The sequence below is a fragment of the Pseudomonas sp. GD04058 genome (assembly GCF_029836855.1).
Lineage (GTDB): Bacteria > Pseudomonadota > Gammaproteobacteria > Pseudomonadales > Pseudomonadaceae > Aquipseudomonas > Aquipseudomonas bharatica.
The window spans coordinates 1-26,992 of sequence record NZ_JAOECN010000037.1 but is presented as its reverse complement, the minus strand read 5'-3'; the positions used below and the strand labels follow the sequence as shown (position 1 = coordinate 26,992).

Genomic DNA, 26,992 nt, shown 5'->3' with positions numbered 1-26,992 from the left:
CAGTGGGACGCAAGGAATGTCAGACCGCGCTCAGTTCAGCGAGGCGGCTTGTTGCAGAGTCAGGGAACGGGTTTCCGGGGCCAGGGCCCAGGCGAAGAGCAAACCGATCAGGGTCACGATGGCGGCGGCGTACATGGTCTGGGCGATGCCCAGGGATTGCAGCGACATCGGCACCAGCCAGGTGCCGACCGCAGCGCCGATCCGCGACAGCGAGGTGCCGATGCCGACCGCGACGGCGCGTATCTCGGTAGGGAACAGCTCGTTCGGGTACACCAGTTGCAGCACTTGTGCGCCGCCGATGAACAGGGCGTAGGCACCGAACAGCACCAGGACCAGCATTGGCGAGCCGTCGTGCAGGGCCGCCAGGCCGAGCAGGGCCAGGCCGGACCAGAGGAAGCTGTGGATCAGCATGCTGCGCCGGCCCATGCTGTTGATCAGGCGGGTGGCGATGATGCAGCCGACCACGAACAGCAGGGTGATCGCCACCGAGCCGAAGGACGCCCAGTCACCTTTGAGGTGCAGCGCTTCGAGGACCTTCGGGGCGAAGGAGTACACGGCGAACACCGGGATCACCGAGCACGACCAGAACATGCTGACGAACAGCATGCGTTTGCCGTAGCCCGAGTGCAGCAGGCTGAGCAGCGAGGCTTTCTGTTCCTTTGGCTGTTCCGGCAGGTTCTTCAGCGAGAAGGCCTTGCCGTAGACCTGCTTGATGATCGTCTCGGCTTCTGCCGCACGGCCCTTGTTCAGCAGCCAACGGGGCGATTCCGGGGTGCCCATGCGCAAGCCGAAGAGGATCGCGCCGATCACCACGGGGCTGGCCAGCACCAGGCGCCAGGCATTTTCGCCGCCGGACGCGAGGAGGAAGTGGCCGACGATATAGGCGAAGGCAGCACCGGCGAACCACAGGATGGTCAGGGTGGCCAGGCGCGGGCCGCGGTATTTCTTCGGCAGGAATTCCACCAGCAACGCGGTGGCCACCGGGTATTCGATGCCGACCGCGACGCCGATCAGAAAGCGCAGGGCGAACAGCATGGGCCCGGATTCGACCCAGAACTGGGCGAGGGAACCGAGGATGAACAGGGTAGGGCCGACGAAGAAGATGCGCTTGCGCCCGAAATGATCGGTCAGCGCGCCGCCGAGGAAGCCGCCGAAGAAGATGCCGATCAGCGCCGAGGCGGCGATCATGCCCTGCCAGAAGGCGGTCAGGCCCAGGCCTGCGGACATCTGCACCATGGCCACGCCAATGATGCTGAGCACATAGCCGTCGACGAATGAGCCACCACCGGAACGGGCGGTGAGCAACTGGTGGAAACGATTGAGGGGTACGTCTTCAACGGATTGATTGGAAGTTGTCATTATTGTTTCCTGCACTATCGAATCTGTTTTCCGGCCGAGCGGGTCCGCGGATCTGAATGGGAACTTCAGTCCGGGGATTGGCGCCTGGCCGGCGCGACACTGTTTGCTACTTCTTTACCGCAACTTGCCGGGCGATCTTTGGGAGCACTGCGCACTTCATCGCGGCGGTTCGGCGGTCCGACAAGCCACGCTCCTACAAGAGCAAGGGTTTAGCTTTCCTTGCCGGCGCGCATCTGGCCCCAGGTCAGGTTGGCGTTGACCCCAAGCGACAGGAACGGCTGCGGCGGGTTGGCATTCGGGCCCGGGGACTTCAGGAGGAAGTCGATCAGGTCGTTCTTTTCGCCCGCCAGCCAGTCCGCCAGCAACTTGCCAGTGGCCGTGCCGCGGGTCACGCCCAGGCCGTTGCAGCACAGTGCGCCATAGACGTTCGGCGCCAATTGGCCGAAGAAGCTCTCGTGGTTGCGCGACATGGCCAGGGCGCCGCCCCAGGTGTATTCGATACCCACGTCCGGCAGCATCGGGAAGCGCCGGGCGAACGACGCCCTGTGCCGGGCGACGTAGCGCTGCAGGTACTTGGGATTGGCGCGGCCGTCCGGGTTGAAGCTGAAGCTGTTGCGGATCAGCAGACGGTTGTCCGGGGTGCGCCGCACCGTCGTGCCGAACGGGTCCGCCGGTATCACGCCCCAGTAGGGCTTGCCGCCCAGGCGTGCCTGTTCCTGTTCGGTCATCGGCCGGGTCAGGCTGGCGTAGGTGAAGATCGGCAGCATGGCGCCCTTGAGGAAGCCGAAGTGACCGCCGAAGGCATTGTTGGCCAACACCAGCTTGTCGGCGCTGATGCTGCCGCGTGCATGGCGCAGCACGGTCTTGTTGCCGTACTCGACGTCGAGGATCGGAGTGTTTTCGTAGAGCGTAACGTTGGCCGGCAGGCTTTGCGCCAGGCCCTTGACCATGGCCGATGGCTGGATCAGCGCGGTGCCGGGGGTGAACAGCGCCTTGCGGTAGAAGTGCGTGCCGATGTGCTCGGGGAGGTCCGCGCCTTCGATCACTTCGAAGGGCTGGCCGAGCTTTTCCAGGCCGCGCCGGTAGGCGTCGAGCACGGCGATACCGCGATCTTCCACGGCGGCCTGGTACTTGCCGCAGAACTTCATCTGCGCATCGATGCCGTGTTCGGCGACCAGGTTCGCGAGATAGTTCTGGCCGGTGAGGTTCAGGCGCAGGCAGGTCCTGGCGATACCGATGTCGCCGATATAGTCCTCGGCGCCGATATCGTGTGGCAGGTCGATGGCGAAACCGGCATTGCGGCCAGCGGTGCCGAAGCCGACTTCCTGGGCTTCGACCAGGAGAATCTGTTCATCGGGGAACTTCAGCGCGAGCTGGCGTGCGGCGGCGAGGCCGACGTAGCCAGCGCCCAGCACCACCCAGCGCGCATGGCTGGTGCCCGAATGGGCGGGCCGCGGCGTGCGCTTCGGGCTCAGGTGATACCAACCGCACGAACTGTCGTCGGCTGGCAACGAGGTTACTTTTGTCATTTCAGGGACCTGGCTGTTCTTGTTTGATCCGGTGTTGCCACCCAGGCCGAAATGACTAGCGAAACCTCGCTAGATCTTCATGCTCCGGGGCCTTTCAAAGCGCGAGCGATACCTCCATGCCTTCCGGTGCGGCGTATTCCGCCATGCGCCGGCGCGACAGTTCCATATGCTCGCGAATCAGTTGTCCCGCTGCCTCGGTGTCATGGCGGGCAATGGCCTCGATGATCTGGTCGTGCTGGTCGCAGGCCAGTTCGAGGTCCTTCTGCATGTCCACGGTGGTCGGGTGGCGGTAGAAAATCTTGCCCAGTCGCGCATGGTCGATCAGCACACGGCGCAGGCTCGGCATCAGGTAATCGTTGCGCGCCATCTTGCCGATCTCGAGGTGGAACTCGTCGTTGTAGATGACGCGGTTTTCCACGTGCTGCTCCCGGATCGCCTGTCGGAACAGGGCCTGGATCCGGCGCAGTTCTTCGATTTCGCTCGCGGTGGCGCGGGTCGCTGCCAGTTGCGTGGTGGCGATGTACACCAGCGGTGCCGCGAGGAAGAACGCCCGCAATGACTCATGACTCATGGCCGCGACCCGGGGAGCGCGGTTGGCTTCCAGCTCGATATAGCCTTCGGCGGCGATCTGGCGCAGCAGCTCGCGCACTGGCGGCCGGGACAGACCGAATTCATCACACAACGCCAGTTCATCCACCACCGCTCCGGGCGCCAGCTCCATGCTCAGGATGCGCCGGCGCAGCGCTTCGGCGAGAAGCGCCTTGCGATCCGGGGAGGCATCGGCAGGGGTGGAGGAGACAGCCGCGGTGGCTTTCATGGGAGCCTTTTTTGTACTCATCAGGTTGTGTCTACAATTTGTATAACGACTATAGGGGAGGATTAGACAATGTGTCTACAGATATTTCGATGAGCGGTTTCCCTGCTTATCTGGGTATCTGTGACAGGGTCTGACCCCGGTTTTGTGCTGTGCTTTCGGGCCTCTCGCTGGCAAGCCAGCTCCCACAGGTACGGTGTACGCCGGTCCTTGTGGGAGCTGGCTTGCCAGCGATGAGGCCATGACAGGCGATGCAAGTGCCAGGTCTCTATGGCATCCACGAGACACACTCTTATCAAATCCCGCCATCGCCATATCCACCCACGACAGCTTTTTCCTTGGCTCTACTAGCCTGAGAGCCCTGAAAACACTGGGGAAAATAGCATTTTTTATGAATTCTTTTTGAATTCCATAGGTATACACAAAGAATACAATTCCGTTGACCGTCTCTTGAGCCCGTGCGAATCTCGCCCCAAGGCCAGTGTTCGCGGGGGCTTTAGCTCTTTGCCAGGCCTTTGTCGGGCGCCAGAAAACCCCCGCCAGAAAGTTGTGCAAGAAAACCAAGAACAAGCAACGGACGTGGCAATGCGTCCGGCCAGCACCACAACCCAGGAGACGACAACAATGAAACTCTTCCGCAAAGCGCTCTGTACCCTCGCCATGGTCGGTCTCACGGTGTTCCAGGCCCAGGCCGAGGAAAAGACCATCACCATGGGCACCCTGTCGTGGGAAGACCTTACCCCGATCACCACCGTCACCAGGAAAGTCCTCGAGGACGCCGGCTACACCGTCAAGGTGACCAACTTTTCCGAATGGGGCATCGCCTACGCCGCACTGGGCAAGGGTGACATCCAGCTGCTGGCCTCGCAGATCGACTACGCTGCCCAGGACTATTGGAAGAAGAACAAGAACCGCCTGGAAAAGATCTCTCCGGTTTCCCACGGCCTCTACCAGGCCATCGCCGTACCGAAGTACGTGACCATCGACTCGCTGGAAGAGCTCAACGCCAACGCCGACAAGTTCGGCAACAAGATCGTCGGCATCGAGCCGGGTTCGGGCCTGATGAGCGATGCGGCCAAGGCCGTGACCGACTACGGCCTCAAGCTCAACCTCCTGGAGGGCAGTACCGCCGCCATGACCGCTGCCCTCAAGTCCGCCGTGGACCGCAAGGAGTGGATCGCGGTGACCACCTGGGAACCGTCGTGGATGAGCCAGAAGTTCGACGTCAAGTTCCTCAAGGACCCGAAAGGCTCCTTCGCCCCGCCACAGGGCTACTACTGGATCGGCCAGAAGGGCTTTTCCGCCGCCTACCCGCAAGCGCGTGAGCTGATCGCCGGGGTTTACCTGCCGCTGGCCGACATCACCGCTATCAACGGCGAAATGAAGGATGGCAAGACGGTGGAACAGGCCGTGCAGGACTGGGCCACGAAAAACGCCGACCTCGTGAACCGCTGGGAAAACATCAAAAAATACTGATTTCGAAGTACCGCGTTGTTCGGGGCTGTACCCGGGCAACGCCTTTACCACTGCCGAACTGAACGTAATAAAAAAGCCAACCAGATTCCTGGTTCGACGGGTGCGAGATGAACACAGCAAGCGAAGTAGCTGAAGACGTATTGGTAGAGTGCCAATCGGTCTGGAAGATTTTTGGCAAGAACGCCGATACCGCCATGCGTGCTTATAAAGAGCGTGGTTTGTCGAAGAAGCAGATTCTTCAGGACCATGGCTGTGTTGTCGGCGTCTCGAACGTCAGCCTCAAGGTCAAACGGGGTGAGATCTACTGCATCATGGGTTTGTCCGGCAGCGGCAAGTCGACCCTGATCCGTATGTTCAACCGCCTGATCGATCCGACCTCCGGGCAGATCCTGATCAAGGGCAAGGATCTTGCCAGCCTCGATAAGGCGGCCTTGCGCGAAACCCGCGCGCGGCACATCGGCATGGTATTCCAGAGCGTGGCCTTGCTACCGCATCGCACGGTGCTGGAAAACGCCGCCTTCGGCCTGGAGGTGCGCGGCATCTCGAAAGCCGAACGGCACAAGGTGGCCGGGCAGGCCTTGGCGAAAGTAGGTTTGAGCGACTGGGCGCAACGCTACCCGGACGAACTGTCCGGTGGCATGCAGCAGCGCGTCGGCCTGGCCCGTGCCATCACTTCGGACCCGGAAGTGATCCTGATGGATGAACCGTTCAGCGCCCTCGACCCGCTGATACGTCGCCAGTTGCAGGACGAGTTTCGCCAACTGACCAAGTCCCTCGGCAAGTCCGCCGTGTTCATTACCCACGACCTCGAAGAGGCCATCCGCATCGGCGACCGCATCGCCATCATGAAGGACGGGGTGATCATCCAGGAGGGGACCGCCGAGGACATCGTGCTCAAGCCCGCCGATGACTATGTGGCCGAGTTCGTCGCCGGGATTTCCCGCCTGCACCTGGTCAAGGCGCACTCGATCATGTCGCCCGTCGCAGCGCATCCGTATCTCAGCCCTGGCCTTCTGCCGAGTGCCGGTCCGCAAGCCGACCTCGATGCCCTGATCAACCTGATGATCAGCTCCGGCGGCGATGCCTTGACGGTGGCGGAGGGCGGCCAGGTCCTCGGCGTGATCACCCAGCAGGACCTGCTGCGTGGCGTGCAGGGTGCGCCGGCCGCAGAACATGCCGCTGCGCAGCCGGAGCACGCACTATGAGCCCCGGGGAATTCGCTGCTGCCTTCGACGACGTCGTCGATGCCCGGCTGGAGTGGCTGGCGGACAACGGCGCCTGGTTCTTCGACGGCCTCAACGATGTGCTGTACGCCGGTTACCAGGCGATCTACAGCGGCCTGACCCTGCTGCCGTTCTGGGTGCTGATCCTGGCCTTCGGCGCGCTCGGCTGGCGCCTGACCGCCAGCTGGCGCTTCGCCCTCGGGGCCATGCTCGGGCTGCTGCTCTGCGTGGCCATGGGCCTGTGGCCACAGACCATGAGCACCCTGGCGCTGGTATTGTCGGCGACCAGCATGGCCCTGATCATCGGCATCCCGCTGGGCGTCGCGGCCGGCCTGATGCCGTCCCTGGACCGGGTCAGCGAGCCGGTGCTGGACCTGATCCAGACCTTGCCGCCCTATATCTATCTGCTACCAGCCATTGCCTTGCTCGGCTACGGCCCGGGCACCGCGCTGCTGGCCACCTTCATCGTTGCCGTACCGCCGGTGGTGCGCCTGACCTCGCTGGGCATCCGCATGACGCCCAGGGTCTTCATCGAACTGGGCCAGGCCAGCGGTACCACGGGGTGGCAGCAGTTCTTCAAGATCCGCCTGCCGTTTGCCCTGCCGAGCATCATGGCCGGGGTCAACCAGGGGCTGATGATGGCCTTCGGCATGGTAGTGATCGCCGGTATCGTCGGTTCCGGAGGACTGGGTGAAGTGATCTACGGCGCGATCCGCACCCTGGATATCGCCATGTCGATCAACGCCGCCATCGCCATCGTCATTCTTACCCTGATCCTTGACCGCATGGCCCAGAGCGCCAGCCGTCCCGGCCGGAGGGCTGCCCATGAATCCTGATATCACGTTCTCTCCAGGCGCCTGGCTGGCACCATCGGTCGACTGGCTCAACGCCAACCTGCACGGCCTGTTCGTCCTGATCAGCCGCTTTATCGAAACCGTCCTCGGCGGTATCGAAGGCGTGCTGCTGGCGATCCCGCCCTACGGCATGATCGCCCTGGTGGCGGTGGCGGCGTTTTTCCTGGTCAACCTGCGGGCGGCGATTCTGGCTGTGGTGATGCTTGGCTTCTGCCTGATCTCCGGGTTCTGGGTGGCATCGATGCAGACCATCGCCCTAGTGACGGTAGCCGTGCTGATCTCGGTGACGGTGGCGTTCCCGATCGGCGTCGCGGCCTCGCGGATCAAGCGCCTGGACGCGGTGCTCAGCCCGCTCCTCAACGTCATGCAGACCGTGCCGCCGTGGGTCTACCTAATTCCAGCGGTGATGGTCTTCAGCCTGGGCAAGGTCCCGGCGATCCTCGCTACCATCATCTATGGCATCCCGCCGATGCTGCGCCTGACCACCCTGGCGTTCAACCGGGTGCCCCGCGATCTGCTGGAACTGGGCAAGGCCATGGGCGCGCCGCCCCGGGCGATCCTGCTGAAGATCGAGTTGCCCACGGCCATGCCGACCCTGCTGGTGGGCTTGAACCAGTGCATCCTGCTGTCCCTGGCCATGGTGGTGCTGGCCGGGCTGGTGGGGGCGGGCGGGCTGGGTGCGGAAGTGACCCGCGGCCTGACCCGGATGGAAATGGGCCTCGGTCTGCGTGCGGGCCTGGCCATCGTTGCCGTGGCCCTGTTGTTGGACCGTCTCTCTCGTGGAGCCTTGCAAGGCCGCAGGAATCAGGCAGCAACATAAATCAGAAATTCCGAAGGAAAGTTGGACACCGCCGCGCCGGCGTGCATCATTCGACGATGCATGCCGGCGTAGCGGTTTCAGCGCTTCGGATTCCCAGAACACTATCGGAAGACACCAACGTGGTCGAAAGAAGGCATTTCAGCGATGCCATGCAGGGCTCGAACCTGCGCTTCACCGGCGAAAAGCAGGCGCCGGGCGGGCAGGGCAGGGTCGGTTTCATCCTGCTCGAACATTTCTCCTTGCCGGCCTTCACCCAGGCCCTGGATACGGTGGTCACTGCCAACCTGATCCAGGCGGCGTCCTTTACCTACCGTACCTTCACCCTGGATGGCGGCTCGCGGGTCAGCGACCTGGGGCTGGTGATCTGCCCGGATGCGCCACTCGATGCCGCTGCGCTGGACGACCTTGACCTGCTGGTGGTCTGCGGCGGCTTGCGCACCGTGTTGCGGCCGATCCCGGAGCTCAACCAGATCCTGCACAAGGCGGCGGAAAAGCATGTGGCCCTGGGCGCGTTGTGGAATGGCGCCTGGTTCCTCGGCCAGGCCGGGCTGCTGGATGGCTACCGTTGTGCCGTACACCCGGAGCACCGTGGTGCGGTGGCGGAAATCGCCAAGGACAGCCAGGTCACCAGTGAAAGCTACATGGTCGACCGCGACCGCCTGACCGCTGCCAGTCCGTCGGGCGGTTTCCATCTGGTGCTGGAGTGGATCAACAGCCGCTGCGGGCGCGGGCTGGTGGATGCGGTGGTGGATATTCTTGCCTTCGAGGAATCGCGCTATCGCCGGGCCCGTCCGACCCTGCACGAGAAGATGAGCGAGCCATTGCGCGAAGCCATCAACCTGATGAGTGCGAACATCGAGGAACCCCTGAGCCAGGATCAACTGGCCCACTATGTGGGACGTTCCAAGCGGCAGATCGGGCGCTTGTTCATGAGCCAGCTCGGTACCACCCCGGTGCGCTATTACCTGGAACTGCGCATCACCGAAAGCCGGCGCCTGTTGCAGCATTCCGACCTGCAACTGATCGACGTGGCGCTGGCCTGCGGTTTCGTATCACCGAGCCATTTCAGCAAGTGCTACACCTCGTTCTATGGCTACGGGCCGTCGAAGGAGATTCGCTATGGCCTGGTGAAGGGCGGGAAGGCGAAGAAGGCCGAGTGATGTGGGGTGACTGAACCGGCCTCATCGCTGGCAAGCCAGCTCCCACAGGGTACGCGGTGTCAGCGATGAGGCCCTGAAGAACACCCGGATCCCCAGGACCTGCCGAATCAGCCACTCACCATCGCGATACCTGTGGGAGCTGGCTTGCCAGCGATGAGGCCCTGAAGAACACCCGGGAGCTCCGGGCCTGCCGAATCAGCCAATCACCGCCTGCAACACCACCTCCAGCGGATGTCGCAACTTGCGGTCGGCCATGCGCTTGACCTGGCTGCGGCACGAATAGCCGGTCGCCAGCGGCTCGCCGTCCTTGTCCAGCTTGCCCGCCCAGGACTGTTCGAAGATGGTCTTCGAGGTCTCCTGGTTGCGCGCCTCATGCCCGTAGGTGCCGGACATGCCGCAGCAGCCGGTGGCCTCGGTCACCAGCTTCAGGCCCAGGCGCGAGAACACCTGCTCCCATTGCCTGGTGCTGGTCGGCACGTTGGTTTTCTCGGTGCAGTGCGCCAGCAGGCGGAAGCTGCCGCCCTTGCCGGTGCCTTGCTCCGGCAGCACATCCATCAACCATTCCTGCGGCAACAGCACGTTCGGGCTGCCCTCCAGGCCCGGCACCTTCTGGTATTCCTGGCGATAGACCAGGGTCATCGCCGGATCCAGCCCCACCAGCGGCACGCCGCAGTCGGCCAGGGCCTTGAGCTGGGTGCCATTGCGCACTGCCGCCTTGGCGAAGGCGCCGAGGAAGCCCTGCACATGCAACGGCTTGCCGTTGGCGCTGTACGGGGCGAGGAAGATCTTGTGCCCCAGGCGATGCGCCAGGTCGATGAAGGCCGCCAGCAGCGGCGTTTCGAAGTAGCGGGTGAAGGCATCCTGGACCAGCACGATGCTGCGCTCGCGCTGCGCCGGGGTCAGTTCGCGCAGTGCCGGCACGCTGGCGGCACGTACGCCGCAGCGTTTCAGCGTGGCCTGGAAGTTGAAACGGCTGATCAGCGGGCTGTCGACCATGCCGATACGGTCCGCCAGCAGACCACTGACGAACTTCGACCCCATCACCGCGTTGTACAGCCCAGGCGCATGGGCCAGGTACGGGATGGTGAATTCCAGCGAACCGATCAGGTAGTCGCGCAGCGGGCGCTGGTAGCGGTTGTGGTACAGCTCGAGGAAGCGCGAACGGAAGTCCGGCACGTTGACCTTGATCGGGCACTGCCCGGCGCAGGATTTGCACGCCAGGCAGCCGGCCATGGCGTCGTAGACTTCATGGGAGAAGTCGGCCTGGCCCTGCTGCTGTGCGCGCACATTGCGCAGGCGCCCGGGCAGGCCCTTGAGCCAGGAAACCCTGTTCGGCGCGAGCACATCGATGTTCGCCGCTCCCTGCAGGCGCAGCCATTCGCGGATCAGCGAGGCGCGGCCCTTGGGCGAGTGCTGGCGCTGGCGGGTGGCTTTCCACGACGGGCACATGGCGTCGTCGGGGTCGTAGTTGTAGCAGGCGCCGTTGCCGTTGCAGTGCACGGCGCTGCCGAAGCTCTGCCACACGCGCTCGTCGATCTGCCGGTCATGCTCGCCGCGCAGCGGCGCTTCGTTGACCTTGATCAGGCCTTCGGCACTGTCCGGCGGGGTGCAGATCTTGCCCGGGTTGAGCTGGTTGTGCGGGTCGAATGCGCCCTTAAGGCGTTGCAGCGCCGGGTACAGTTCGCCGAAATAGGCCGGTACGTACTCCGAACGCAGGCCCTTGCCGTGCTCGCCCCAGAGCAGGCCGCCATAACGCTGGGTGAGGGCGGCGACCGCGTCGGAGATCGGCTTGACCAGCGCGGCCTGGGCCGGGTCCTTCATGTCCAGCGCCGGGCGCACGTGCAGCACACCGGCATCGACATGGCCGAACATGCCGTAGGTCAGGCCATGGCCATCGAGCAGGGCGCGGAACTCGGCAATGTAGTCGGCCAGTTGCTCCGGTGGTACCGCGGTGTCTTCGACGAACGGCTGCGGACGCACTTCGCCCTCGACGTTGCCGAGCAGGCCCACCGAGCGCTTGCGCATGGTGTAGACCTTGGTCACCGCCGCCGAACCTTCGGCCAGGGTATGGCCCAGGCGCTCGACACTGGTGTCCTGTTGCAGGTGCTCGATAAAGGCCGCGACCCGGGCGTTGACCTCGTCCGGCTGGTCGCCGCAGAACTCCACCAGGTTGATGCCCAGGGTCGGCTTGGCCGGGTCGGCCGGGAAGTATTCGGCGACGCTGTGCCAGACGATGTCCTGCATCGCCAGCATCAGCACCCGCGAGTCCACCGTCTCGATCGACAGCGGCTTGTGCGCCATCAGCGCATTGGCGTCGCGCAGGGCGTCCATGAAGCTGGTGTAGCGCACGTTGACCAGCACCGCGTACTTCGGGATCGGCAGCACGTTGAGCTTGGCTTCCACCACATAGCCCAGCGAGCCTTCGGCACCGCACAGCACGCTGTTGAGGTTGAAGCGACCGTCGTCGTCGCGCAGGTGGGCCAGGTCGTAGCCGGTCAGGCAGCGGTTGAGCTTGGGGAAGGTGCTTTCGATCAGCTCGCCCTGGGTTTCCTGGATCTCCCGGGCCATGCGGTACACCTCGCCGATCCGGCCGGGCAGGGCGCAGGCGGCGTCGAGGGTGGCGTCATCCACCGGCAGGCTGTGCAGGCGCTCGCCGCCGAGCAGCACGCTGTGCAGCTCCAGCACGTGGTCGCGGGTCTTGCCGTAGGTACAACTGCCCTGGCCGCTGGCATCGGTATTGATCATGCCGCCGATGGTGGCGCGGTTGGAGGTGGACAGCTCCGGCGCGAAGAACAGCCCGTGGGGCTTGAGCGCGGCATTGAGCTGGTCCTTGACCACCCCGGCCTGGACCCGCACCCAGCGCTCCTCGACGTTGATCTCCAGGATCTGGTTCATATGCCGCGACAGATCGACGACGATGCCGTCGGTCAGCGACTGGCCGTTGGTCCCGGTGCCGCCGCCTCGCGGGGTCAGCTTGACCTGGCGAAAGCGCGGTTCGGCCATCAGCGCGGCGACCTTCGCCACGTCATCGGCATCCAGCGGGAACACCGCAGCCTGGGGCAGGCGCTGGTAGATCGAGTTGTCGGTGGCAAGCACGGTGCGGGTGCCGTAGTCGGTGCTGAACTGGCCGCGGAAACCGCTGGCGCGCAGGGCATCGAGGAAGGCGGCGTAGTCGGTGGCGGGAGCGCTCACCGGCAATTGGGCAATCATCAAGGGATGGCCTCGTTTATATGGGCTAATCATGGATACCTGAGCGCAGGGTATGGTCTTGGCTCGCCCAGGTAGTGGATGATGCAATGATTCCGCAGTGTCGCGCCGGACACAAACGGATAATGGCGCAGCCTTTGATGAGTTTTATGAATGAATTACCGCAACCTTACCCCCTCGATGTCGCTGCTGCTGGCCTTCGAGGCCGCCGCCCGGCATGAAAGCTACACCCGCGCCGCCGAGGAACTGTCCCTGACCCAGAGCGCGGTCAGCCGCCAGGTGCAGACCCTGGAGCAGCAACTGGGCGTGCTGCTGTTCCGCCGCGAGGGGCGTACGGTCAAGCTCACCGAGGTGGGCCGCCTGTACCAGCGCGAAATCAGCGAGGCCCTGGGTCGCATTCGCAGTGCCACCCTGCATGCGATCGCCCACCAGGACGGCGGCGGCAGCCTGCGCCTGGCGACCTTGCCGACCTTCGGTTCGAAGTGGCTGTTACCGCGGCTGCACGAGTTCTACCGCCGCCATCCCGAGGTGCTGGTGCATATCAACTCGCGGATCGAGCCGGTGGACTTCGCCACCAGCGGCATTGACGCGGCGATCGTCGTCGCCACCGGCGACCAGCCGGGCCTGGTCTGTCACCGCCTGCATGCCGAGGAACTGGTGGTGATCCTGTCGCCGGCCCTGGCGGCCTCGCGCGCCGAGTGGACGCCCCGGGACATCAGCCGGCAGACCCTGCTCAGCGTCGCCAACAATCCCAACGCCTGGGGCGACTGGTTCACCCACCATGGCGTCGCCCACCAGGCCATGCGCCTGGGCCCGAGCTTCGAACTGACTTCCCACCTGATCCAGGCGGTGCGGGCGGACATCGGCATCGGCCTGGTGCCGCGGATCCTGATCAGCGATGAACTGGCCGAGGGCACCCTGGTCAGCCCGGTACTGCCCTATGCCAGTGCCCGCGGCTACTACCTGGTTTACCCGCCGAGAAACCGCGCGTTGCCGGCGCTGGAGGCGTTTCGGGGATGGTTGCTGGAGGAGTTGCCGGAGCAGTAACCCGCTTTCAACCCACCTCCAGCACCATCGGCAAATACAGATTCCCGATCACCAGCAACGGCCGCCGATCCTCCTCCAGCGATGAATACAGGGTCAGCGAGAACACCCACTCGCCACCCTCGCGCTGCGGATTGGCCAGGTTGCGCCAGGTATCGACCGCGGTTTGCAGGTTGCCTGCGGTGCTGCTGTCGAGTGTCTGGTTGGGATACAGGTACACCGGCGTTTCCCCGACCAGGCCGTGGTTCGGGTCCAGCGGATCGGTGGCCAGTTCATAGGCATAGGCGACCCCGGCGGTGACGCTGAGCCCGCCATCCTGCGCGGCGCTGCCGAACAGGGTGTCGAACGCTGCCTGCAAGGCTGCGCTGACCGTGGTCGGCGTGCTTGCCAGCGGCACCCGCTGGTCCCAGCTGTTGAGCGGCGTGGCGATGCTGGCGGCCTCGACCCGGTCGGTCTGGAATACGAATGCCGGATTGGTCGCGGGCCCGTCGGCCCCCAGCAGCTTCTGGTTGCGCTGCACCAGGATCGAGCCGGTCGCGTTCTGCCAGCGGGCTACGTTGAGCCCGGCGAAGACCAGGCTGAACGTCGGCCACGAGGCCGCCACGTGGGCATCAGCCGGTACCTGGTAGCGCGACTCGCTGGCCGAGACGCTTTCGCGCTCCAGCGCCACCATCAGGCCCGCCGCCGTCAGTGCCCATACCTGCGGCCATTGCCCGTCCGGGCCGACTCCAGCGCTCAGGGCCGTCAGGCCGAGGCTGGCCACTTCACGGCTGGCCAGCGGTCCGTCGCGGTCGGTGACCCGCGCCTGGAAACCGAAGGTGTCGGTGACCGGCGCCTGCAGCCGGGCATCCGCCACGCTGTCGACCAGGCGCACGTTCCAGCTGGTGGCAACGGCAGCGGCCAGGTCGCGCAGGGTGTTCGCCGCATTGCTCTGCACCGGGGTCAGCGCGCCGCTGTCGGGCAGGTCGCCGAGGATCTCCCAAAGGTTGTCGGCCACGGCGATATAGCGCGCCAGTTGCACGAACAGGTCCGCATCGCTGGCGGCCATGCGCAGGGTCTGGTCGGGCCTCAGGTTGTAGCTCAGGGTGAGGCTGACATCGTCCTGCTCGGCATGTTCGTGGGAGTAGGTGAAGCGGTGATCCCATAGCGCCAGGTTGCCCAGGCTCACGTCGCTGTCCGCGCGCAGGGTACTCAGCGCCCGGCGGCTGCGCAGGCGCTGGCGCAGTGCGGCGTCCAGCGCGGTGGCGCTGGCACGTTGCTCGATGATGACCGGCAGCGCCGGGAAATCCCGCAGCGGGATCGGCACCGAGACTTCACCCAGGTCGACGCTGACTGCCGTTGGCAGATTGCTGTCGCCCAGTGGCGGGACGAAGGTCAGCCACTGCGAGGCGGCGTAGCCGTCGGGCAGGCCGGCGCTGGTGATATTGCGCTCCAGGTCGGTGATGCCGAAGGCCATGTTGGCGGTCACCGCACGGTGGCTGGCCGGATCGGATTCGGTCAGCAGCAGGGTGATGAACGGCGAGAAGTCGGTGAGCCAGCATTTGCCCGCGCTCATGCTCCAGGAGCGTTCCTCGCCACCGCTGGTGACCTCGATGCCGCCGTACATGTCTGCAGGCAGCAAGGTCGTGCCGGGAGCCTGCCAGGCCGAGGTCACCTCGCGGTTCAGCTGTACCAGGGTCGAGGCACTCCAGGCCCGGGACAGGCTGATGCCCAGTTGCTGTTGCAGGGTGATGGCCGCTGCGGCCTGCCCGGCGGCGGCCTGCGGGTCGCTGATTTCCAGCACCGGCTGCAGCCCTTCGGGAATGGCCCCGGCCAGTTGGCGCTTGACTGCCACCAGGTCGCCGAGGGTCTGGCGGGTGTCTGGGGTGCGGTACAGCGCGGCGACGTTGGCGGCGCCGAGGATGCGGTCGATGTCCGAGAGGAAGCGTCCGGCCCAGGGCTCTACGTCTATGCCCTGGAAGTCATGCTGGCTGCTGGCTTCGGACAGGGTGCCATCGGCCTTGAGCGCCTGCAGTACGACGCCCTGGCGGCTGACCAGGCTCTTGTACAGCGGCGTCAGGGCAAAGAAGCGCGGCTGCGGCCCCGCTGCGCCGGGGACGCTGGTCGCTCCGGCGATGCTCAGGGCGCTGATGCCCGCGTCGCCGAAGTTCACCACCCACAGGTCGCGGCTGTCCTCCAAGGCGCGGCCGGTGGCGATGCGCAGCTTGGGCAGGGCCGCGCGCATGGCGGCGATAAAGGCGTTGAAGGCCAGGCCGCCACCCTGGTCCTGTGCCGCCGGTACCTGAGGCGCCGGGATCGGGCTGCTGCTGCGGGACACGCCGCCATCGTTGTTGGCCGCGAAGTCCGGGTTGATCAGCGCCGCTGGCCGGCTCAGGGTCAGGCTCACATTGAGCGGGAAGGCCGGCCCCGGATAGGGCCCGGTGGCGCCGATCGGCAGGCGGACAAGGGCATCGGCCGGCGGCACCAGCGCCGGGGCGTCGGCAGCGAACAGTGGTTTGTCGGCGTTCGCCGGGGTTTCCACGATTTCCTGGGCGCTGACCTGCACCCCGGCCTCGGCAAAGCGCACGATCAGGCTGTTCAGGCTGTCGTTGGCCCGGGTCTCCACACTGGCCTGGCCTTGTGGTGCGATCAGGGTCACGCCGCTGGCGATCAGCTGCGGCGTACCGACGTTGGCCAGGGCGAAGGCCCCGGCACTGACGCCGAGCAGCCCGGCAATCGCCGACGGCGCGGTGGCCGTGGCGAACTGCGCCGCCGGGCAGACCAGCAGGGCACCGGTGTTCAACGCCTGGGTATCGTCGCCCATGCCCTCCAGCAGGTCCGCGAGGGTGGCGGCAGGTGCTTGCTGCTGCAACTGGTCGAGGGTCGTGGCGAGGCTCTGGCCGCCAGCGGCAGTGGTCAAGCTGTACGACTGGCCGCCGACGCTAATGTCCAGGGTCACGCCACCGGCCAGCACCACCGGCATCTCCAGGTTGGCCGTGGCCAGTTCCAGCGTGCTTTGGGCAAAGCGCGGGGCGATGCTGTCGAGGCTGTCGCCGTGCTGGATCGAATAGGGCACCCGTACCTGCGCCATGTCGCCTGGCCAGCTGACCCTGCCCGGCAGGGCGAAGGCGCCGTCGCCGGGCACGGCGAGGTCCGGGTTGGCACCCAGCAGCAGTTCCGCCGGGCAGGCATGGGCATCGGCGAACTGGTGCAGGGTCTGTGCGCCATCGGCGCTGATCCCGGCGCCGCCGTTGAAATCGCCCAGGTAGAGCAGGGCGCCCATCTCGAACAGGTTGACCGAGCTGGTATTCAGCGCCGCCAGGGCCGCCTGGTCCAGGCCGCTGCCGTTGTGCGCCAGGCTGTCGTCGCTGCCTGCAACCCAGGCCGTGCTGGAAATCAGCTGGCTGGCCTGGAAGATCGCCGGCAGGGCCTGGTGGCTTTGTCCCAGGTCGTTGACGCTGATATTAACCCCGAGGCCGGCGAAGGCCGTGCACACCTGTTGCAACGAGCGGACCGGCGTCGGCGCATCGGCCTCGGTCACCGTGACCGACACCATTTCTGCCTCGGACACCGCCACCGAGAAGGTGATGCCCGGGGTCAGGATGGTCAGGCTGGCGTTATCCCCGGCCAGCAGGCCCGGCAGGGTGCCGAGGGCATTGGCCAGGGCCGCCAGGCTGGCGCTGCCGTCGCCGGTATTGCGGGTGAGCGGCGGCGAGACCTTGAGCACCGCGCCGCTGCGCAGCGGCAGGTCGCCGTTCTGCGGCGCGGCGAGCAGGGCTTCGGCGCTGATGCTCGGCCAGCCGTCGGGGCGGACCATGGCGGAGATGCTCTGCGCCGTGTCGTTCTCGGCGAACAGGGCATAAGCCGGGACTTTGAGCCGGGCGCCGACACCGAACAGCGCCTGCATTGGCACTTGCGCGTTGGCCAGGGCCATTTCCGCATAGCGCAGGCTGTAGTCCTCGGCCAGGGAGGCCAGGGTGGCACCCGCCGGGGCACGGGCGGCGCCCAGTTGCGCGGCGCTGGCGCTGAAGGCCTGGGAAGCGGCGGCGAAGCGCCACAACGGCGCTTGCTCGATGCCGTGGGCGGCGCTGGTATCAAGGCTGGTTTCCACCGCTGCGTCCAGCGGCTGACCGAGCTGGTAATAGGCCTTGGCATAGGCTTCGGCCTGGCGCCCGGCGCTTTGCGCGGCGGCATCGCCGGGTTGGCTGGGCGACGGCATCACCGTGGCCGGGCGGGCCTCCAGGCTGATGCTCAGGGTAACCCCGGCTTCGCTGGCCGAAACGGTCCAGGCGCTGACCATTGCCGGCCAGTCGCCGACCCCCAGCAGCGGGTCGGTGTAGCCGCTGGGCAGGCTGACCTGGCCCTGGCCGGCAGGATTGCCCCCGGTCTGGTTGCCGAGGATGTCCTGGAAGGTCAGCACCACCGCCGCCGAAGGCAGGCTGTCGGCCCAGCCGAAGCCGCGGTATGGATCGTCGTCCGGGTTTGGCAGGCCGGGTACGCGGGGCAGTGGCGACGGTGTGGCGAAGCGGTACAGCGGCAGGATCTGCTCGTACAGCCAGTACGGATCGGCTTCCTCGGCCAGGCGCTGGTCACGCAGCACGCCGCGGCGCACCAGGCGCTGGCGTTTCCAGGCCGGCGGCGCGTCTTTCTCCACCGGCGTGGGTGGTGCGGGCATCCCCGAGGCGGGCATGGCGAAGGGCGAGCCCGCGCTCGCGGGAATCTGCGTGCCGAGCAGGCTGAACAACCGGCGGGCCTGCACTTCGGCGCTATTGTCGGCGTCTTCCGCTGGTGCCTCCAGGGTCAGGTTGAAGCCGACGCTGCCTGCCGGTACCAGGGCCTGCAAAATCATGTCCTCTTCGTTGTGGTCCTCGGCATACAGGGTGCCGATGGTCGCATCCAGCCCCGGCGCCACCAGGGCGCAGGTATTGAACGGCAGCAGGCTGCGGCCTTGCGCTGCGGCGCCTTGCTGGGTGCCGGCGATCACCAGCAGGTCGATGCTGGCCACGCCATTGGCGTCCACGGCGCTGGCCGGCAAGCCCTTGTCCAGCCCGAGGGTGTAGCCGGTGCCGCCGACCACGCTGCCTTCCCAGAGCAGGGTGACGAAGCGTTCCAGTTCGTCGAGCGAGGCGGCCGGCGCCGGATTGCCGTCCCGGGCCAGGCTGTTGACCCGGCCAAGCCTGAGGTCGGGCGCGCGCGGCACGCTTTCCGTGGACAGGTTGGCCTGGATCAGCCAGGTCTGCGCCGGGGTGCTGTCGAGCACGCTGACCCCGGCGGCATTGCCGGCATTCGGCGCCGGCAGGGCCAGCACCCTGACCACCGTGCCGCTGCCTTCTCCGGCCGCCAGCCAGGCGCGCAGGGCCAGCAGGGTCGGGCGCTCGGCCTCGTCCACCCCTTGCAGGGCGAACAGTGTCAGGGCGTCGTTGATCTGCTTGATCGCCACCGGGATACGGCAGGCCCAGGTGGCATTGGCCACGACCACCGCATCGCGGCCGGCGCTGGCCCCTTCGGCGGTGGTCAGCAGGTCGTAGGCCACGCTGGACCCGGCCAGGGCCTTGGCTCGCAGGTCTGCCGGCAACGGCCAGAGGGTCGGCTGGGCGCCCACGGGTGGCGCGTCCATGCCCGGAATGGGCAGGGCCACCGGGGTTTGCAGTTCGATGCGCTGGGTCAGGCCGTAGGCTCTCGGCGAAAGGCCGGCCAGGGCCATGGCCGCAGGCGCCTTGACCACCGGCAGGCTGAGGCTGGTGGCCGGGCCCATGGCGATGATCTGCGCGTTGCTGTAGCGGTAGTTCAGGCTTTGCACCACGTCGGTGGGCACGGCCAGGCCGGCGGGAATATCACTGCGCGCGAGGAAGCGGCTGTTTACTTGCGCATTCGCACCCGAGGTGGTGCTGTCCACCAGGCTGATCCAGTTGCACTGGGCGGTCAGGGTCATGTCCAGCGCCGGTTCATCGGCCTTGTCCGGCGCGGTGTCCACCGCCAGGTCGAATTGCTGGCCGGTAAGGTCGTAGAGCGGGGTGGGTTGCTGCGGGTCGGCGATGGCATGGCCCTGGGCGTCGGTCACCGGTTTCGGTGCACGCAGGCCGGCCATCAGCAAGCGCGAGCCCTGGTTGACGATGCGCGGCAGCGCTGCACCACCGAGCAGTTGCGCGAGCAACTGGTCCACGCTGATCACCGGCACCTGGGTCACGCTCAGCACGGTATCGATGGCGTACAGGCCGGCCAGGTTCTCCAGGCGCACGGCGGCATCGGCGATTGCCAGGCCATAGGTGTCGGCCAGCAGGGTGAAGCTCAGGGCCTGGCCGTCAACGGCCTTGGCCACGGCATTCGGCACCGGCACCAGGGCCAGGGGCGCCAGGAAGGTGGCCGGTCCGGCCCAGGCCATGATGTCGGCCCAGGCGTAGTTCCAGGTACCCACGGCCGGGTCGGCGCTGGCCGTCCAGCTGACATCCAGAAGCAGGCGCCGGGCCAGGGCATCGAGGCTTTCCCCGGCGCGGGCGTACAGGCCGGTGGTGGCCGGCAGCCCGTAGGTGTTGGCGGCAGGGCTGGTCACGGCAGCGAGGAAGAATTGCCAGTCCGCGGCCTCTGGCGGCGACAGCTGGGGATAGACCTGGACCAGGGCCAGGGTCGCGGCGATCCGGTCGAGGGTGTCGCCGGGTTGGGTGCTGTAGTCGCTGGTCGGCTGCACGGCGTTGAAGCCTTGCGGCACCTTGAGCACCTGCCCTGGCGGCAATTCCTGGCTATTGACCGTGAGATCGTCGCGGGTCAGCCGGGCGATCAGTTCGGCGTTGCCATCGAATACCGCCTGGGCGTACCAGTCGGCCGGCAGCAGTCGTGGCTGGCGATAGCGTACATAGGCGGTAGCGGCGGCAAGCAGCTGGCTGGACGGGCCATTGCTCCAGGTCCGCGGCGGCAGGTCGAAGGGCGCCGCCGGATCGAGCAGTTCGCTGGATTGGCCCAGGCCGGTGCCGTCGGCTTCGAACAGTTGGCTGCTGCTGCCGAGGTTGAACAGGCTGGCGATGGCATCCAGGGTTTCGCCGCTGGCGGCCTGGTGCAGCAGGGGGCCCAGGTCGACGCTGTCGAGGGCGAAGGCCTGGCTGGCGTTGTCCTCGGCCAACACCTGCGGGGCGATCCCGAGCTTCACCGGCACACGGCTGCCCACCGCTGCGGTGTCCAACCGGCGTTGCAGGCCGGGATTGAGGAACAGCAGCTCGGCGCTGCTGGCGCCCAGGGCCAGGGCCACGCTTTCCACGGTATCCCCGGCGCGTACCGGATAGTCGATGGTGGCGCTGGCAAAGGTGGCCGCCAGTTGCGCCAGGGACTGGCCCTTGCCGCTGCCATTGTCGCCGACGCTGAGCGTGGTGCTGGCCAGCAGGTCTCCGGCTTCCTGCACCGCAGCCTTGGCCAGCATCAGGCAGTAGTCGCGGAAGATGAAGGTCGGGAAGGACTCGTAGCTGGCCGGGTCGTCCTCGGCCGGGCGCGGCCCGCTGGCGCCGCCCACCGGCAGGTACTGGCCCATGTAGCGGGCCAGGTCCCACTCGTACCAGGGCCCGACCGGATTGACCTCGGCGAAATTCAGCGTGCCACCCGGCGTACCGCTACGGGTCAGGCCCGGTGGCAGCGGTGCGACCATGCCGCCGACCTCGGTCACTGCGCCCGGGTCGGCGCCCAGCAGCAGGTGCAGGTTGGTGGCGAACAGGGTGTCCAGGTTGCTCCAGGCAAACGCTGCGTCGGCGCTTTGCGGATCGTCGAGCACCGCAGCCAGCAGGGCCAGCTGGCCGGCGGTCAGGCTATCGGTTGCGCTGCGCGGGCCATCGGGAATGGCGTACAGCGCATAGAGCAGCACGGTGCGCACCCACAGGTCCGGGGTCAGGCTGGCGGTGTCCTCGGCGCTGGCGGCCAGGGCGTGGTGCGACGCCGAGCGCCGGGCTTCGGCGCGGGCGTTGGGAGCCAGCGGATCGACCCCGGAGTTGGCGCAGAGGATGAAGGCGGCCCGGTAGTTCGGCGACGGGTCAGCCTCGGCCGGGCCGTTCCAGGACACCGGCAGCTCGCCGATGGAGATGCTTGGCAGCAGGTACAGCAAGGCGGTGCGCGGCTGGCCGTCCGGCCACTGGCTGCGGCCCGGGTTCCAGTCCCAGTCGCTGTCCTCGGTCTGCGCCAAGGTATTGGCCAGGCGCTTGCGCTCCAAGACCTGGTACAGGTGCTGGGCACCGAGCACTTGCAGGCGTTGCGCGCGATTGCGCCGTGCCCGCGGGCCCTGGCCGCCGGACAGGCTACCGGCGCGGCCCGGCGCCGTCAGCAGGCGAGCGTCCTGGAAGCCCTTGGGGTCGCCGCCCGGGGCGACGATCCAGGGCGTCTGCTGCACCGAACCGAGGGTGAAGGACAGTTCCAGGGACACATGGAAGCTGAAGGAGATCTTGATGAACAGGATCTTCACCTTGGCCTCGGCACGCACCGAAACCTTGAGGTCGAACTGCGTCGGCCGGTAGCACTCGAACAGCGCGCTGACCTGGGCATAGGCTTCCAGGCTGACCGACACCTTGATCACCTTGAAATCCACGTAGCCGTAGACCTTGCCGTGCAGTGCGGCGATGCCCAGCGCGCGGAAATACTGGGCCGATGGCAGCCCGGCGCTGGACGGGTTGAACCAGCCAAGCACGCCCTGGAAGATCACCTGCACCTCGACATAAGCGCCGCCGCCGAGGATCCCGGCACGGATCTCCTTGCCCACCCCCACCGCCAGGCCGATGCCCAGTTCCAGCACCGGCGAGAAGGTGCCGTTGCTGATGCGCGGCACCTGGCTCGAGGTGACGCCATCGAGCAGGCCGAAATACACCCCGCCGCGGCCGATGAACACGTAGGCCTGGACCGAGAACGAGCGGCTGAAGTCCTGGTTGTAGGGGAAGCCCAGGTCCACCTTGAAGTTGCCGTTGGTATAGACCTCGATCACCACGGTGCCGAGGGTCAGCGACGCGATGCCGATCTGGAAGGTGCGGAAGGCATCGGGTAGGCGCAGTTCAACGCGGAACATGCCGACGTCGTCGGAAATCTTCTTGTACAGGATTTCGAAGCGCAGCCCGGCGAGGCTGCCGGCCTTCTCGCCGTTGAGGCCCACCGACAGGCCATAGAGGATCGGGTCGTTGAACAGGAAACCGAGGTCCAGGGTATTGCCCATCAGACCGATGTCCAGGCCGATCAGCCATTGGCTGTCGGTGGAGAAGGCGATGCCGCTGCCGCCGGTGGTGGGCAGGTTGTCCGGGTTCTCCACTGGCTGCATGAACTGCTTGAGCAGGGCCAGGTTGCCGGCCACGGTATCCACCGGGTTCTGCAGGCGTATGCGCTGGCCGATACTGAGGTAGCGCAGTTCCACCAGGGCCGAGCCGGTGCCGGGTACCGCAGGCGGCGGGTCATTGACCACGTCCCAGGCCAGCGCATCGTCGCCGGTAAAGGATTTGCCCAGCAGCGTGCCTTCGAGGATCAGCTCGACCTTGCCGGCCCCGGCGCGGGTATAGCGCACGCCGATCGCCGAGAGGCTGCCGAAGCCGACGTCGACCTTGGCCTTGTAGACGAACTCGACCACATTGTTGGTCGGGTCGAGGGTGAAGACGAAGCTCGACAGCTCGATGCGCTTGAGCACGTCCCACGGCGCGTCCAGGGTGAAACCCAGGGTCGGCGCGGCCAGGTTGACCAGGTATTCGAGCATGTCGCCCAGGGTGGTGCCGCCCAGTTGTACCGAGATCACCTGGTGCCGCGGATTGCTGGTGCTGTCCTTGTCGCCGCGCCAGGCGGTGATGGCCTGGACCCAGATGGTATCGACGTACACCTTGAGCAGGTAGGTCGGCTCCTCGACGCCCACGTCCATGCCCACTTCGACGCCGATGCGGTTGATCGAGAACTCGCCGCTCAGGCGGCCGGAGGCGGGCTTGTCCGCCGCGGCGCCGCCGTCCCGGGCGATATCGATGCTGGCGGCCGCCGAGATCTTCAGTTCGGTGCCGAACAGCGTCGGGGTCCACCGCATGGAGATGGTGCCGCCCAACTCGTAGGATTTGTCGCCGGTGGAGAACGCCACGTCGAGGCGGTCCACGCTCAACTGCGGCACCGAGGCCGGGGCCTTGCCCAGGCCGAGGAACTGCGCGACCAGGTCGCTGAGGCTGATGGTCGTGCCCTGGTACAGCCCGCCGGCGAAACGCCAGCCCTCGGGAGACTCCGGGTCCTGTACCGGGTAGTCGGCGCTGAAGACCAGGCGCGGGCTTTCGTAGTCGTCCTGCGCCGCGGCGGGGAAGAACGAGAATACGCCGTTCAGGCCTCCACCGATCTTGCCGTTCTGGGCGGTAATCCAGAAACCGATCTGCTCCAGACGCAAGGTGATCACGACCAGGTCGATATCCCAGCCCTGGTTGATGTCGGGCTCCTGATCGTTCGGGTCGCCGAACACGACCAGGGTCTCGGCGGAGTAGTTCTGTGCCAGCGGGTCGGCGGCGAAGCCCAGCTCGGATACCACCGCGCTTTGCAGGCCGCCCACGGCGGGACCGGCAGCGCCGAAGAAATAGCTGAAGGCCTGGCCGATGGGAATGTAGTCGCCGCTGCGCATCTGCCCCTGGATATACAACTGCGGCAGGCTGACCGACACATCGATGTCGACCTTCTTCCCGGTGTTGGCGTTATCGCCGAAGCGCAGGCTGCCGAACACCGAGCCGCTGACCGTTCCGGTATCGCGGGCCGAACCGCCATCGGCCTTGATCGCCCCCCAGGCCCAGACCCAGCGGGTACCGATATCGTGCAGGGTGACGAATGGCACCGGTGGCGACCATTGCTGGTCGGAGCCGATGGTCACGGCCAGGCCCTGCAATTGGGGAATGCCCCCTCCCTCCGGGCTGGTGAAGGTCAGGTTCACTTCGCGGAACTTGAACGTTTCCAGCAGCGGGAAGTTGTCCGGCAGGGGCAGGGCGGGCAGGCCGAAGATCGTGCTCAGTTGCGCCATGCCGCGGACTACCGAAGCATTGGCCGGGTCGAAGACGGCGGTCAGTTGCCATTGCTCGCCCACCACCAGCAACGGCGTAGAAAGGTCGGCGACCAGCGCAGTGCTGTCGCGGCCCAGGCTGACGGTGCCGACCAGATTGATGACCGAGAAGCTGCTGCGACCCCAGCGTTCCTCGTCGAGATCATCGCGCACCAGCAATTGCAGGCCCAGGCTGGACAACACCAGGCCGCCCGGCCCGTCTCCCGCTGGTGCCGGCGAGCCGACATCGAGCGTGGGCGAGCCTGCCGCCAGGGCGCGCAGGTCCATTACCGGCACGCTGGTCCAGTTCGTGGGCATGACCAGCGGGCCGGCCAGGCTCAGGGGCCAGGGCGCGAGCATATCCAGCGCCGCTGCGAAAATCGTGTTCGCCGGCAGTCGGCCGGACAGTTCCAGACTGCCGCCGGCCCGGCTGTCGGCCCTGAATACCGCAGCCTCCAGGGCCAGGTCGAGGAGGCACGAGGGGTTCCAGATCACCTCGCCCAGGCTGCTGTCGCTCTTGCCTTGGGTGTCTGGCAGGCATTGCGGGTTGAAGAATGTGGAGAAGCTCCAGGCCCCGTTGATCGCCAGGCTGAGCTGGAAGTTCCCGCTGTCGTCGCCGGCCTGGGTGTAGAGCAACTGGCCATGCACGTTGAAGCGCATGCCTTGCGGGTCGCCAGGCTGGCCAAAGGTGCCGCTGCCGGTGAGGGTCACCCGGTCCAGCCCTTGGCTGAGGCTGGCGTCGGAAAACAGGTAGCTGCCATCGATGCCGAACAGGCCCAGCACGCCCCGCACGGGCGCCAGCGCGGCTTGCGCCGAGGCTGCCCACAGGTCGATGACACCATTGTGAAGGGCGCCGTTCAGGGCGGAATAGACGGTGGCGACGGACATGGCTTACCTCGGGATCAATGAACTTGCCAGCGGTGGCCTTTACGGCCGGGGTTTGAGTCGGCGCAACAGTGCCTGCCGATGCGCTGGCGCCCGGGCCGCGCCGCAGTGGGGCTGGGCCTGTGGTACAGGCGCTGTGGCCTGGGCCGGTTGCTGTCGTGCTCGTGCGGCATGGGCTTCGGCGAACAGCGCGTCGAGGCTGGCGGCGGTTTTCGGCAAGCGGTTGCTGGTGATGCCGACCAGGGGAATGTTGGTGGGGAATACCGAGGAGTTGGCGTCGATCTCGTACATCCAGTTCATGCCTTCGGTGGAAGGTCCGGTCGCGGTGGCGGCAGCACCCATCGGTGGATAGCTGAAGTTCCACTTGGTGGTGTTCAGGCCGTAATACAGGGTGGTGTAGAAGTTCTGCCCGGTCTGGTAGGTGTAGTTGGCGTTGGGCGCGGCCAGGGTGGTGGAGCGGGGCAGGTCGAAGTACACCGAGGCATAGTGGTAGGGCGCGATGGTGGTGTCTTGCCACCAGGACCGGGAGTGGTCGGCATATTTGACGAAGGCGTTGACGGTTTCCAGCGAGGGGTGGCAGTGGCTGGTATCGGCGCTGACGATGACCGTGGCGCCGTAGGCCAGCGAGGCGAAGGTGTCGACCACCTTGGCCGCTTCCGTGCTGATCGCGCCGTCGGTCTTGCTCAGGCCGAAGGTGGTCAGGCGGCTGCCATGGTGCGGTGCCTGCAGGGCGAAGGAGTTGTCCAGCCAGACGCTCTCGGCCAGGAACAGGCGGTTGACGAACTGGAAGGTGGAAAAGGTTGCGTCGCCGAAGATCACCGCGCCCACCCCGTACATCCTCAGGTAGATCCCCAGCGATGTAGAGTTGGCCAGGTCGCCGTCGGGCAGGGCACTGCTATAGACGGTGTCCACGGGCTTGCCGACATTGCCGGTCGAGTCACTGGTGTTGACCGCCATGACGTAGGCCCAGGCGCTGTAGTCCGATTGCCACACCGGCTTCCATGGCCGCGCGCGGAAACTGCTGGCGCCGATACGAAAATTGCGTACGCAGGTCTTGGGGTTGGCGGTGCGCTCGCCGAGTTTCTTGAGGATGTTGCCCTTGGCGCTGGTGTACCACTCGTAGCGACCGCTGTGCCAGACCCGGCCGATGATCATCTTCGGCAGCAGTTCGAGCAGGCCCCACAGCAGGTTCACGTGGTCGGCGTCCTTGTGCGAGATGAACACCGCGTCCAGTTCGCCCTCGTCGCCGGTCCAGTCCCGTGCCTTGATCCGCTCCGCCAGGAACGCCAGGGTGGGCAGTCCGGCCCGGCGCTTGCTCTTGGTCGAGCCCAGGTCGAACAGCACGTTGGCAACGATGTCGCCGTCATCGTATTCCTCGAAGTACGTGCACATCCCCTGGCCGACATCGAGAAAGTAAAGGCGTTGCTTGTTCATGGGCCGTGTCCCTTGCCGTTACGTTTCAGATAACCGGCGGCGTACGCCGCCCGGAACGTGCGAGGCGCCTGCTGTCCGGCGTGCGCCGCGCCACCTGGCGCGGTGCCGGGGTCGCCAGCAACGCCTGCTGCTTTTTCTTCTTGTCCTCGTCCTTGAGATACGCCGCATACCAGCCCAGCGAGGTCTTCGGGTTGCCGGGCGCGCCGAACAGC

At 66.2% G+C, this 26,992-nt stretch carries 13 protein-coding genes; 6 read left to right on the top strand and 7 right to left on the bottom strand.

Annotated features, from left to right (window positions below; genetic code table 11):
• Nucleotides 1-30: 30 nt before the first annotated feature.
• From N7650_RS23065 to N7650_RS23055, 3 genes are all read right to left on the bottom strand, one after another.
• The gene (locus tag N7650_RS23065; protein ID WP_009401552.1) at nt 31-1,359 is read right to left on the bottom strand and encodes an MFS transporter; all 1,329 of its coding nucleotides are present in this window, start codon (nt 1,357-1,359) and stop codon (nt 31-33) included.
• Between the two features lie 209 nt (nt 1,360-1,568).
• Nucleotides 1,569-2,888 (bottom strand): FAD-binding oxidoreductase, encoded by a 1,320-nt coding sequence (locus tag N7650_RS23060; RefSeq protein ID WP_279900176.1) that lies wholly within the window; start codon nt 2,886-2,888, stop codon nt 1,569-1,571.
• Nucleotides 2,889-2,982: 94 nt separating this feature from the next.
• Entirely contained in the window at nt 2,983-3,705 is a 723-nt protein-coding gene (locus N7650_RS23055) for a GntR family transcriptional regulator (protein ID WP_279900175.1), read from the bottom strand.
• A 621-nt stretch (nt 3,706-4,326) separates the two neighbouring features.
• Between N7650_RS23055 and N7650_RS23050 the strand changes: the two genes are divergently transcribed.
• The 5 genes from N7650_RS23050 to N7650_RS23030 all read left to right on the top strand — a co-directional run bounded on the left by N7650_RS23050 (nt 4,327) and on the right by N7650_RS23030 (nt 9,235).
• Complete coding sequence (locus N7650_RS23050; RefSeq protein ID WP_064304444.1) at nt 4,327-5,178, top strand: glycine betaine ABC transporter substrate-binding protein; 852 nt, start codon at nt 4,327-4,329, stop codon at nt 5,176-5,178.
• A gap of 107 nt (nt 5,179-5,285) precedes the next feature.
• Nucleotides 5,286-6,383 (top strand): glycine betaine/L-proline ABC transporter ATP-binding protein, encoded by a 1,098-nt coding sequence (locus N7650_RS23045; protein WP_279900173.1) that lies wholly within the window; start codon nt 5,286-5,288, stop codon nt 6,381-6,383.
• A complete protein-coding gene (locus N7650_RS23040; protein WP_279900171.1) occupies nt 6,380-7,237 on the top strand; it encodes an ABC transporter permease subunit in 858 nt (285 codons plus the stop codon). Before N7650_RS23045 ends, N7650_RS23040 begins: the two co-directional genes overlap by 4 nt.
• Complete coding sequence (locus N7650_RS23035; RefSeq protein WP_279900170.1) at nt 7,227-8,075, top strand: ABC transporter permease subunit; 849 nt, start codon at nt 7,227-7,229, stop codon at nt 8,073-8,075. Before N7650_RS23040 ends, N7650_RS23035 begins: the two co-directional genes overlap by 11 nt.
• 149 nt (nt 8,076-8,224) lie before the next feature.
• On the top strand, nt 8,225-9,235 hold the full coding sequence (locus N7650_RS23030) for a GlxA family transcriptional regulator (RefSeq protein ID WP_279900189.1): 1,011 nt from the start codon (nt 8,225-8,227) through the stop codon (nt 9,233-9,235).
• 195 nt (nt 9,236-9,430) lie between these two features.
• Here N7650_RS23030 and N7650_RS23025 read toward each other — a convergent pair whose 3' ends face one another.
• Entirely contained in the window at nt 9,431-12,445 is a 3,015-nt protein-coding gene (locus tag N7650_RS23025; protein ID WP_279900169.1) for an FAD-binding and (Fe-S)-binding domain-containing protein, read from the bottom strand.
• A 150-nt stretch (nt 12,446-12,595) separates the two neighbouring features.
• Between N7650_RS23025 and N7650_RS23020 the strand changes: the two genes are divergently transcribed.
• Nucleotides 12,596-13,489, top strand: coding sequence for a LysR substrate-binding domain-containing protein (locus N7650_RS23020; protein WP_279900168.1), 894 nt, complete (start codon nt 12,596-12,598; stop codon nt 13,487-13,489).
• A 7-nt stretch (nt 13,490-13,496) separates the two neighbouring features.
• Here the strand turns inward: N7650_RS23020 and N7650_RS23015 are convergent, their stop codons facing one another.
• The 3 genes from N7650_RS23015 to N7650_RS23005 all read right to left on the bottom strand — a co-directional run.
• Nucleotides 13,497-25,349, bottom strand: coding sequence for a hypothetical protein (locus tag N7650_RS23015; protein WP_279900167.1), 11,853 nt, complete (start codon nt 25,347-25,349; stop codon nt 13,497-13,499).
• Between the two features lie 39 nt (nt 25,350-25,388).
• Nucleotides 25,389-26,780 (bottom strand): hypothetical protein, encoded by a 1,392-nt coding sequence (locus N7650_RS23010; protein ID WP_279900166.1) that lies wholly within the window; start codon nt 26,778-26,780, stop codon nt 25,389-25,391.
• 25 nt (nt 26,781-26,805) lie between these two features.
• Nucleotides 26,806-26,992, bottom strand: a 187-nt coding sequence (locus tag N7650_RS23005; RefSeq protein WP_279900165.1) for a hypothetical protein, incomplete at its 5' end; no start/stop codon positions are given.